Genomic DNA, 10,650 nt, shown 5'->3' with positions numbered 1-10,650 from the left:
CCGACCCCCGGCGGGGGGTCGGTGAGCGACGCCTGTCCGTCGTGGTTCGGGTTGTGAGGAAGTGAGAACGATGGCTGTGCATTCGGAGCGGGTGCAGACGCAGTCCCCGGATTCAGGGAAGGCTGCCGTGGCCGGAATTGAGACGAGTGCCGCCGGTGGTGGCGCCGACGGCACCCCCCGCAAGGGCGCCAGACCCGCGGGCGGGCCGAGCCTCGGCGCACGCCTGGCACCGTACCTGCTGCTGCTGCCCGCCACCGTGGCGACCCTCGCCCTGCTCGGCTGGCCGCTGGTGAAGACGGTCCTGCTGTCGTTCCAGAACCTCAACAAGCGCCAGTTCGTCCAGCACCTGACCGAGTGGAACGGCTTCGACAACTACAAGGAGCAGCTGACCGACCCGGACTTCTGGGCGGTCACCGGGCGCACGGTCGTCTTCACCCTGGTCAACGTCGTGCTGATCATGGTCGGCGGCACCCTGATCGGCCTGCTGCTCAACCGCCTCGGCAAGCGGATGCGGCTGCTCCTCTCGGTCGGCCTGCTGATGGCCTGGGCGATGCCCGTGGTCGCCGCGACCACCGTCTACACCTGGCTGTTCGACCAGCAGTGGGGCGTCGTCAACTGGTTCCTGGACAAGCTGGGTTGGCACGCGATGGCCGACTACAACTGGATGAGCGACCAGTACTCGACCTTCTTCGTGGTGATCCTGCTGATCGTCTGGCAGTCGGTCCCCTTCGTGGCGTTCAACATGTACGCCGGACTGACCACCATCCCCAAGGAGCTCTACGAGGCCGCCCGGATGGACGGCGCCGGCGCGTCCAAGATCTTCGGTTCGGTGATCTTCCCGAACCTGAAGCCGTTCTTTTTGGCCACGACGTTCCTGGAGATCATCTGGGTCTTCAAGGCCTTCACCCAGGTGTACGCGATCAACGGCGGCGGCCCCGAGAACCTGACCCGCACCCTGCCCGTGCACGCCTTCCTGGAGGGTTCGTCCGGGCAGCACTACGGCATCGGCTCCGCGATCGCGGTGCTCACCATCCTGATGCTGGGCGCGATGATGGCGTACTACTTCCGCATCATGATCAAGCAGGAGGACGAGCTGTGAGGCGCTCGCTCATCGGACGTACCTGGCCGAACGTGATCGCGGTCGTCCTCTTCGTCTTCTTCATCTTCCCCGTCTACTGGATGATCGCGACTGCCTTCAAGCAGGACAACGACATCATCAGCAAGACGCCGGTCTTCATCCCGTTCAACGGGACCCTCGACCACTTCACCACCGCGATCAACGCGCCCAACTTCTGGACGTACGTCACCAACAGCCTCGTCGCCACCATCGGCGCGGTGCTGATCTCGCTGGTGATCGCGACCCTCGCGGCCTTCGCCATCGCCCGGATGAAGTTCCGCGGCCGCAAGGCCTTCGTCCTGGTCGTCATGGTCGCGCAGATGGCGCCGTGGGAGGTCATGACCATCGCGGTCTACATGATCTCGCGCGACAACGAGATGCTGAACAGCCTCGTGCCGCTGACCTTCTTCTACATGATGATGGTGCTGCCCTTCACCATCTGGACGCTGCGCAGCTTCATCGCGGCGGTGCCGAAGGAGCTGGAGGAGTCGGCCATGGTGGACGGCTGCACCCGCTCCCAGGCCTTCGTGAAGGTGATCTTCCCGCTGCTGGCCCCCGGCCTGATGTCGACCTCGCTGTTCGGCTTCATCACCGCGTGGAACGAGTTCCCGCTCGTCCTGATCCTCAACAAGGAGGAGGGCAAGACCCTCCCGCTGTGGCTGTCGTCCTTCAAGACCGCCTTCGGCAACGACTGGGGCGCCACCATGGCGGCGTCCACGATGTTCGCCATCCCCGTGCTGATCCTGTTCGTCTTCCTGCAGCGCAAGGCGGTCGGTGGACTGACCGACGGCGCCGTGAAGGGCTGAGAAACGTGAGCATCCTCGTCCCCACCGCCCCGGTCAGCGACCAGCTGCACCGCGACGCGCTGACCGTCCTGCAGCCCGGCTTCGTCGGCACCGAGCCGCCGCAGTGGCTGCGCCGCCACCTCGCCGCCGGGCTCGGCTCGGTCGCGCTGTTCGACCGCAACGTGGTCGACCTCGACCAGCTCGCCAAGCTCACCAAGGCGCTGCGCGAGGAGAACCCCGACCTCCTGATCGCCATCGACGAGGAGAGCGGCGACGTCACCCGGCTGGAGGCGGGCTCCGGCTCGTCCTGGCCCGGCAACCTCGCGCTCGGCGCGATCGACGACCCGGCGCTGACCCGGGACGTCGCCCGCGAGCTGGGCCGGGCGCTGGCCGCGGCCGGCGTCAACTACAACTGGGCGCCCACCGCGGACGTCAACTCCAACCCGCGCAACCCGGTCATCGGCGTCCGCTCCTTCGGCGCCGACCCGGAGCTGTGCGCCCGGCACACCGCCGCCTGGGTGGAGGGCCTCCAGTCGGCCGGCGTGGCCGCCTGCTCCAAGCACTTCCCGGGCCACGGCGACACCGCCGTCGACTCGCACCACGGGCTGCCGGTCATCGACGTCGACCTGGACGTGCTGCGCTCGCGCGACCTGATCCCGTTCCAGGCGGCGATCGCGGCCGGCACCAAGGCCGTGATGACCGCCCACATCATGATCCCGGCGCTCGACCCGAAGCTGCCGGCCACCCTCAGCCCGCTCGTGCTGCGCGACCTGCTGCGCGCGGCCCCGGCCGACGGCGGCCTCGGCTACCAGGGCCTGATCGTCAGCGACGCGATCGAGATGGGCGCCATCGCCGACACCTTCGGGATGGGCCGGGGCACCGTGCTGGCCCTGGCGGCCGGCGCGGACGCGATCTGCGTCGGCGGCGGGCTGGCCGACGAGGAGACCGTGCTGATGCTGCGCGACGCCATCGTGGCGGGCGTGCGGGCCGGCGTGCTCTCCGAGGAGCGGCTGGCGGACGCCGCCGACCGGGTCCGCTCGCTCGGCAGCTGGGGCCGGATCTCGGCCCAGGGCGAGCGGCCGGAGCCGGACCTCGCGGTCGGCCTGCGGGCCGCCCGCCGGGCGCTGAAGGTGGTCCGGGCGCCGGGCCACGAGCCGCAGCCGGTGTCCGAGCGCCCGTTCGTGGCCTCGTTCTCGGACGAGCCGAACATCGCCGTCGGCGACGTCACCCCGTGGGGCGTGGCCGGCATGCTGGCCGACCGCTTCCCCGGCACCCGCACCCGCGCGCTCTCGGCGCCCGAGGCCGCTCCCGAGCTGCTGGACGCCCTGGTCGCCGAGCTGGTGGCCGGCGCCGAGGGCCGCCGCCTGGTGCTGGTGGTCCGGGACGCGCACCGGCACGCCTGGATGTCCGCCGCGCTGGGCCGCCTGGTGGCGGCCCGGCCGGACGCCGCGGTGGTCGAGATGGGGCTGCCGCAGTCCGAGCCGGTCGGCGCGCTCTACATCGCCACCCACGGTGCCGCCCGGGTCTGCGGGCTGGCGGCCGTGGAGGTGCTCACCGGGCAGCCGGGAGCCATCGGCTGAGACCGAGGGGGGCGTCACCGGGAGTGTCCGGGAGGCGTCGGCCGACGGGCCCGTCATGCGCATGTCGCATGGCGGGCCCGTTCCGTTTTCCCGCCGTTCGACCTGCGGATTCGTCAGGTGACCGTGCTCCCTCAAGTGGGCCTTAAATCCACCTTAAGTCCCACTTAGGGTGACGGTACGGCGACTGATCGCCACGGGGTACAACGGCTCTGCAACGGCCGTGGCGACGGGGCCATTTGGCCGTTGACACCACCTATGGTCTAGGCCAGAGTCCAGTCATCCGGTTCGAAATTCAACCTCACCGGATGTGGTATCGGCCCTCCCCGAAGCTCTTCGCCCCTGCCCGGACCCTCCGTTGCGGGCGCCATCACGCTGCCGGCGGGCAACACGGCTCTAGCACCCTCGGAGGATGGCGTGAAGAAGCGTCAGCTCATGTCGACGTTCGGAATCACTGCGCTGGCGATCGGGCTGACGGCCTGTTCATCGGCCGGTACGGCGTCGAAGGACGGCAAGAGCCCCGGCGCCGACCCGAAGGCCGCGAGCGGCACCGTCACCGTCTGGCTGATGGACGACGCCCAGAAGAACTGGCCCGACCTGGTGCAGCAGGTCAACGACCAGTTCGCGGCGAAGTACCCGAACGTCACCCTCAAGCTCGCCTACCAGGGTTGGGCCGACAAGGTGACCAAGCTCGACAAGGCGATCGCCGACGGCTCCGCGCCCGACGTGGTCGAGCTCGGCAACACCGAGACCATGAAGTACGTGCTCTCCGGCGCGCTGGCCCCGGTCGACCGGACCACCTTCGACAACTCCGACAGCTGGATCAAGGCGCTCGCCAACACCTGTACGTACCAGGACAAGCTCTGGTGCGTGCCCTACTACGCCGGCGCCCGGGTCGCCATCTACAACGCCGCCACCTTCCAGCAGGCCACCGGCAGCGCCGAGTTCCCCAAGACCGAGGCCGACCTGACGGCGGCCCTGGACAAGGTCGCCGACAAGAACAAGGCCGACAAGAGCTACTCCTCGCTCTACCTGCCCGGCCCGTACTGGTACGCCGCGATGAGCTACGTGGCCGCGTACGGCGGCAGCATCGCCAAGTTCGACAGCTCCGGCAACTGGCACGGCACCCTGCACGACGCCAAGTCCCAGCAGGGCATCAGCCACTTCGTCGACCTGGTCCGCAAGTACACCAAGGGCGACCTGACGGTGAACGAGCAGAACCAGTTCGAGTCGATGGCCCGCGGGCGCGCCGGGTCCTTCTACGGCAACGGCTACGAGGCGGCCAGCGTCGTCGCGCCGGGCACCGGCGACCCGAGCCTCAAGGACACCGTCAAGATGGCCACCATGCCCGGCCCGGACGGCAAGCCGCTGCCCACCTTCATCGGCGGCTCCGACCTCGCGGTCACCGCCAAGTCCACGCAGGTCGAGCTGGCCAGTGACTGGGTGCGGATGTTCACCAGCACCAAGTCCCAGCAGACGCTGGCCGACAAGGACATCCTGCCGAACAACCTCACCCAGCTGAACCCGCTGAAGAACAAGCCGACCACCGCCGCGGCGGCCAACGCGGTGCCGGACGCCTGGTTCACCCCGCTGGCCCCCGGCTGGGGCGCGATCGAGAAGCAGAAGATCCTGCCCGACATGCTGACCGGCATCCTCAAGGGCAAGTCGGTGGACCAGGCCACCAAGGACGCCGACGCCGCGATCGACCAGCTGATCAACAAGGCGTCCTGACCCCGCGCCGCCGTCCAGGCCCGAGGGCCCGTCCCGTCCGGGGCGGGCTTTCGGGTGTGCCCGCCCGGGGCGCCCCCCGTAGGATTGCGGCAGGAAACCACCGCAGCGAGTGTGCGGACTCGCCGCCGTAGAGGTCCCCGCCGGGCAACCTGCCCGGAGGGGTCGAACCATCTCATCGGAGGCACATCCTGATGTCCGACCCGCAGACTGTTTCCGTTCCCGGCCGGATCATGGCGGCGGAGATGGCCGAGCAGCCGGCCGTCCTCCAGCGCATCCTCGACGAGGGTGCCCCGAAGATCCGCCAGATCGCGGCCGAGATCGCCGCCCGCAACCCTCGCTTCGTCCTGCTGACCGCGCGCGGCACGTCCGACAACGCGGCGCTGTACGCCAAGTACCTGATCGAGATCCTGCTCGGCAAGCCGGCCGGCCTGACCTCGATGTCCACCACCACCGCCTACGGCGCCAAGCCGGACCTCACCGACGTCCTGGTCGTCACCGTCAGCCAGTCCGGCGGCTCGCCCGACCTGGTGGCCTCCACCAAGGCCGCCCGCGAGGCCGGCGCGATCACCCTCGCCGTCACCAACAACGCGTCCTCGCCGCTGGCCGAGGTCTCCGAGTTCCACATCGACGTGCTGGCCGGCCCGGAGAAGGCGCTGCCCGCCACCAAGACCTACACCGCCGAACTGCTGGCGCTCTACCTGCTGGTCGAGGGCCTGCGCGGCGGCGACGGTGCGGCGGCCAAGGAGCTGCCCGGCCTGGCCGCCGGCGTCCTGTCCCGCCACGCCGAGGTGAAGGCGCTGGCCGAGCGGTACCGCTTCGCCCAGCGCCTGGTGATCACCTCGCGCGGCTACGGCTACCCGACCGCCCGCGAGGCGGCGCTGAAGCTGATGGAGACCACCTACATCCCGGCCTCCCCGTTCTCCGGCGCCGACCTGCTGCACGGCCCGCTGGCCATGGTGGACAACGTCTCGCCGGTCATCGCGATCGTCCCGGACGGCAAGGGCGGCGAGGCCCTGCAGCCGGTGCTGGACCGCCTGCGCGGTCGCGGCGCGGACCTGGTCGTGGTCGGCCAGCAGGCGCAGGTGGACGCCGCCTCGGCCGGCTTCGCCCTGCCGGCCGGCGTGCCGGAGGAGGTCCAGCCGATCCTGGAGATCCTCCCGCTGCAGCTGCTGGCCTACGAGGTCACCATCGCCCGCGGCCAGGACCCGGACGCCCCGCGCGCCCTGGCCAAGGTCACCGAGACGCACTGAGGCACGGCGCCACGCGATCGGGCCCCCGTCCACAGGCTGTGGACGGGGGCCCGACTCGTTGAGCGGCGGAACATGGCTTCGGCGGGGGAGTGCCCGGGGAGCGCGTCGCACCCCCGGAGCCCGGCGCACCCGGAAAGCACTACGGGCCACGGCGCCGACACGGGACCCTCAACCCATGCGGCACCGCAGCCCGGAGCTGTCGTCGGTCGCCGGAGTCGATCGAGAACTGTGCGGGGTCCTCGTTCGGCGGCGTCCGACCGAGGAAAGGCCTCGCGCGGTCAGGGCAGTTGCGCGGTGGGCCTCTCCTTGGTGCCCTTTCATTGTGGACTAGACCAATCTGGGTTGTCCAGGCCGCTCCCGAAATTGGTCTGGACAACTTCGGGCAGCGGGCTCCGCCGCAGGCCCGGCGCATGATCCCGTTCCCCGGTCCGCCGCGCCCCGCCCCGACCGGCGGCGCTACCCTCGCCATGTGCCCTCGCTGAACGAACTCGTCCGCCGCCACACCACCCTGACCGGGGCCGATGTGGAATGGCTCCACATGCTGGTCTCGGAGTGGCAGCTCCTCTCCGACCTCTCCTTCGCCGACCTGGTCCTGTGGATCCCCACCTGGGACGGCATCCGCTACGTCTCGGTGGCGCAGATGCGGCCCAACACCGGCCCCACCTCCTACCAGGACGACATGGTCGGCCACCTCGTCCCGCGCGGGCGCCGCCCGCTGCTGGACGCCGCCTTCGACGAGGGCCGCATCGTGCGCGAGGGCGACCCGGAGTGGCGCGAGGAGGTGCCGGTCCGGGTCGAGTCCATCCCGGTCCGGCGCGAGGGCAAGGTGCTCGGGGTGATCGCCCGCAACACCAACCTGCTGACCGTCCGCACCCCCAGCCGGCTGGAGCTCACCTACCTGCAGAGCGCCTCCGACCTGGCCCAGATGATCGCTGCCGGCAGCTTCCCGTTCCACGGCGTCGAGCAGATCGACATGGACGCCGCCCCCCGGGTCGGCGACGGCCTGATCCGGCTCGACGCGGACGGCATCGTCACCTACGCCAGCCCCAACGCCCTGTCCGCCTACCACCGCCTCGGCCTCACCACCGACCTGGTCGGCAGCCACCTGGGCCGGGCCACCGCCGAACTGGTCCCGCCCTCCCGGGCGGCCGTGCACGAGGCGCTGGTGAAGCTGGCGAGCGGCTGGGCGCCGCGGCAGACCGAGGTCGAGGTGCAGGGCGGGGTGGTGACCCTGCGGGCCATCCCGCTCAAGCCCAAGGGCACGCTGACCGGTTCGCTGGTGCTCTGCCGGGACGTCACCGAACTGCGCCGCCGCGACCGCGAGCTGATGACCAAGGACGCCACCATCCGGGAGATCCACCACCGGGTGAAGAACAACCTGCAGACCGTCGCCGCCCTGCTGCGGCTGCAGTCCCGCCGGATGGAGTCGGAGGCCGGCCGGGCCGCGCTGGACGAGGCGGTGCGCCGGGTCGGCTCGATCGCGATCGTGCACGAGACGCTGTCCCAGGCGCTGGACGAGCAGGTGGCCTTCGACGAGATCGCCGACCGGGTGCTGGCGATGGTGATGGAGCTGTCCCAGGACGGCCGGGTGGCGACCCGCCGCAGCGGCAGCTTCGGCATCCTGTCCGCCGAGGTGGCCACCCCGCTGTCGATGGTGCTGACCGAACTGCTGCAGAACGCGCTGGAGCACGCCTTCGGCCCGTCCGCCTCCGGGAACCTGGAGGTCAGCGCGCTGCGCGGGCGGGCCCCGGCGACCGGGGCGGGCTGGTCGGACAGCTGGAACGGCGGCGCCCGGCCGGAGGAGTTCCTGCTGATCACGGTGCAGGACGACGGTCGCGGCATGCCCGAGGGGTTCGACCCGCAGACGGCCGGCAACCTCGGCCTGCAGATCGTCCGCACGCTGGCCACCGGCGAGTTGGGCGGCACCTTCGACATGGTGGCCGGTCCGGACGGCGGCACCAAGGTGGTCCTGGAGATCCCGGTCCGCTGATCCGCCGGCCGGTCCGCGGTACCGGTCCGCGGTGCGGGCCCGCGGTGTGGTCTGCGTACGGTCCGCGCGCGGCCTGCGGTGCGGTCCGCGAAAAGGTGCATCGAGGCGCGCGGTGGGGGCGTGCACTCGGCGAAAGCGCCGGGTGCCCACTCCACGAGCCCGGCACGGGTCGGCCCGCGCGGGGGCGTGCCAGGGTGCGGGCGCGCCGGGGCGCGCACACGGACCGGGGTGCGAAAACAGAAACGAGGCCCTGTCGACCGGGGGGGGTGGGTCGACAGGGCCTCTCAACCCGTTCCGGCCGTCGGGGGGAGTCGGCCGGAACGGGGGCTCTGGGTGGTGCGACACCTCGCCCGTGCGTTGCACACGGTGAGCGCCACAGCTCCACGATATTGCTCTAAGTGAACAGTATCAAGTGGCTGGACGGTCCGGTGTCGCGGGACCTCGCCAGGCAAGGCCCTTTGTGCGGAAGGCTTCACCAGGAGGTGCAGGGAAGCCTTTGATCATGTGTTGATCGGTGTTTCGGTTACTGCTGGTGTTACGGCGTGTGATCAGGCGGTGCGGGCGCGGTTGCGGGCGGCACGGCGCTTCATCGCGCGACGCTCGTCCTCGCTCATACCGCCCCAGACGCCGGCGTCCTGGCCGGTCTCAAGAGCCCACTGCAGGCACTGCTCCATGACCGGACAGCGGCGGCACACGGCCTTGGCTTCCTCGATCTGCAGCAGAGCAGGACCGGTGTTCCCGATCGGGAAGAACAGCTCCGGGTCCTCTTCGCGGCAGACAGCGCGGTGGCGCCAGTCCATGGTCGTCCAACTCCTCCTGCCGGCGGGGGTCACCCGGTCGGCATAATCGATGGCTTGTGAATGTGGCTTGTGAATGTGAACGCTTTCACGAATCCCGCAATAGCAAAAGAGACCAAAGGCCCGCCGGGGCCCGGGTGGTCTGTGCTAGGGAGGGATTCGGCGATTCGAGGGACGCTCCGCGGTCGACACCCGTCAGGTTCTGAGGTTGCCGTCGCTGCGATGCGTCCCGATCGCCATGTAGAGGTTCGCAAACCTCGGGCCCGGATACAACCCCCTTCAGGGAGGAATTTTTGATTCTTCGGTGTCGCCTAGCTCACAGCCAGTACTTCTATGGAGTGAAGGGGGCTTGTGCGTTCGAGAAGAAGGGTGAAACCCCCTTCCGGTCACACAATCACACGCAGTGCCCGCCGTACGCCTGTGAAACTGACGCGACTCCTGTCTCCAAGGTGGTCCCCGTCAACCTGGAACGGGGCCGGTTCCTCTGAAACCAAGGTGAAGTGTCTGACGTCGTGATAGGAGACGACGTGCTTGCCGGACGGGCCGGCCGGCGGGGCGCCTTCGCTCGAAGAGGCGTACGACCGCAGGATCTGACGGATCGTTCGGACGGTGCCGAACGCCGTCATCCGGGTGATCCCGAAGACGTCGAGATCGGTGTCGAAGGAGGCGAGCGGTGAGGGGTACACCGGGCGGTTGCCGAGGAACGTCCACGGCGAGGTGTTGCTGACTATGGCCAGGGCCAGGCCCGGCACGCCCTCGCGGCCCGGTAGTTCCAGGGCCACGGGGCCGGAACGACGCTGCTCACGCTGGGTGACGTAGTGCCGCAGCGCCTGCCCCACGTAGAGCGCGTGGGTGGACTTGCGCCCCAACCGGCGCTGCTCCTCGACCCGGCCGACCACCCCGGCGTCGAAGCCCAGGCCGGCGGTGAAGGTGAACCAGCGGTCCGGGAGCCCGTCGGTCATCGCCTTGCCCAGGCCGACCGGCCGCTCGCTCCCGTGCTCCAGCGCGTACAGCAGGGCGCCGGTGGCCTCCACCGGGTCGTTGGGCAGGCCCAGCGCGCGGGCGAACACATTGGTCGAACCGCCCGGCACCACGGCCAGTCGCGGGACCTTCTCGCCCGGGCCGTGCGCGAGCAGCCCGTTCACCACCTCGTTCACGGTGCCGTCGCCGCCGAGCGCCACCACCAGGTCGACCGTGCCGTCCTCCGAGGCCTCGCGGGCCAGGTCGCGGGCGTGGCCCCGGTACTGCGTCTCGGCCACCTCCAGCTTGAGGTCGCTGCGCAGCGCGTGGATCAGTACGTCCCTGGTGCGGCCACTGGTGGTGGTGGCCTTGTGGTTCACGACCAGGAGAGCGCGCATGGGGAAAGCCTACGGGTCGGTACGGACCAACCGGCGGCTACCCTG

At 70.1% G+C, this 10,650-nt stretch carries 8 protein-coding genes; 6 read left to right on the top strand and 2 right to left on the bottom strand.

The window, feature by feature from the left end; genetic code table 11:
* Positions 1-70 precede the first annotated feature (70 nt).
* From ACFVTF_RS30560 to ACFVTF_RS30535, 6 genes are all read left to right on the top strand, one after another.
* Positions 71-1,099, top strand: a complete 1,029-nt coding sequence (locus tag ACFVTF_RS30560) for a carbohydrate ABC transporter permease (RefSeq protein WP_371517174.1) — start codon at positions 71-73, stop codon at positions 1,097-1,099.
* A complete protein-coding gene (locus ACFVTF_RS30555) occupies positions 1,096-1,923 on the top strand; it encodes a carbohydrate ABC transporter permease (RefSeq protein WP_363619338.1) in 828 nt (275 codons plus the stop codon). Before ACFVTF_RS30560 ends, ACFVTF_RS30555 begins: the two co-directional genes overlap by 4 nt.
* Positions 1,924-1,928: 5 nt before the next feature.
* On the top strand, positions 1,929-3,482 hold the full coding sequence (locus ACFVTF_RS30550) for a glycoside hydrolase family 3 protein (protein ID WP_387817538.1): 1,554 nt from the start codon (positions 1,929-1,931) through the stop codon (positions 3,480-3,482).
* A gap of 432 nt (positions 3,483-3,914) precedes the next feature.
* The gene (locus tag ACFVTF_RS30545) at positions 3,915-5,210 is read left to right on the top strand and encodes an extracellular solute-binding protein (RefSeq protein WP_387817537.1); all 1,296 of its coding nucleotides are present in this window, start codon (positions 3,915-3,917) and stop codon (positions 5,208-5,210) included.
* A gap of 191 nt (positions 5,211-5,401) precedes the next feature.
* Positions 5,402-6,460: an SIS domain-containing protein gene (locus ACFVTF_RS30540; RefSeq protein ID WP_387817536.1), complete on the top strand. Its 1,059-nt coding sequence runs from the start codon at positions 5,402-5,404 to the stop codon at positions 6,458-6,460.
* Between the two features lie 469 nt (positions 6,461-6,929).
* On the top strand, positions 6,930-8,450 hold the full coding sequence (locus ACFVTF_RS30535) for a PAS domain-containing sensor histidine kinase (RefSeq protein ID WP_350879656.1): 1,521 nt from the start codon (positions 6,930-6,932) through the stop codon (positions 8,448-8,450).
* 548 nt (positions 8,451-8,998) lie between these two features.
* Here ACFVTF_RS30535 and ACFVTF_RS30530 read toward each other — a convergent pair.
* Positions 8,999-9,250, bottom strand: coding sequence for a WhiB family transcriptional regulator (locus ACFVTF_RS30530; RefSeq protein WP_014138019.1), 252 nt, complete (start codon positions 9,248-9,250; stop codon positions 8,999-9,001).
* A gap of 383 nt (positions 9,251-9,633) precedes the next feature.
* Entirely contained in the window at positions 9,634-10,605 is a 972-nt protein-coding gene (locus ACFVTF_RS30525) for a diacylglycerol kinase family protein (RefSeq protein ID WP_363588834.1), read from the bottom strand.
* Positions 10,606-10,650 lie beyond the last annotated feature (45 nt).

Source organism: Kitasatospora sp. NPDC057940 (assembly GCF_042887425.1).
GTDB lineage: Bacteria > Actinomycetota > Actinomycetes > Streptomycetales > Streptomycetaceae > Kitasatospora.
This window is presented reverse-complemented; position numbering and strand designations above follow the sequence as displayed.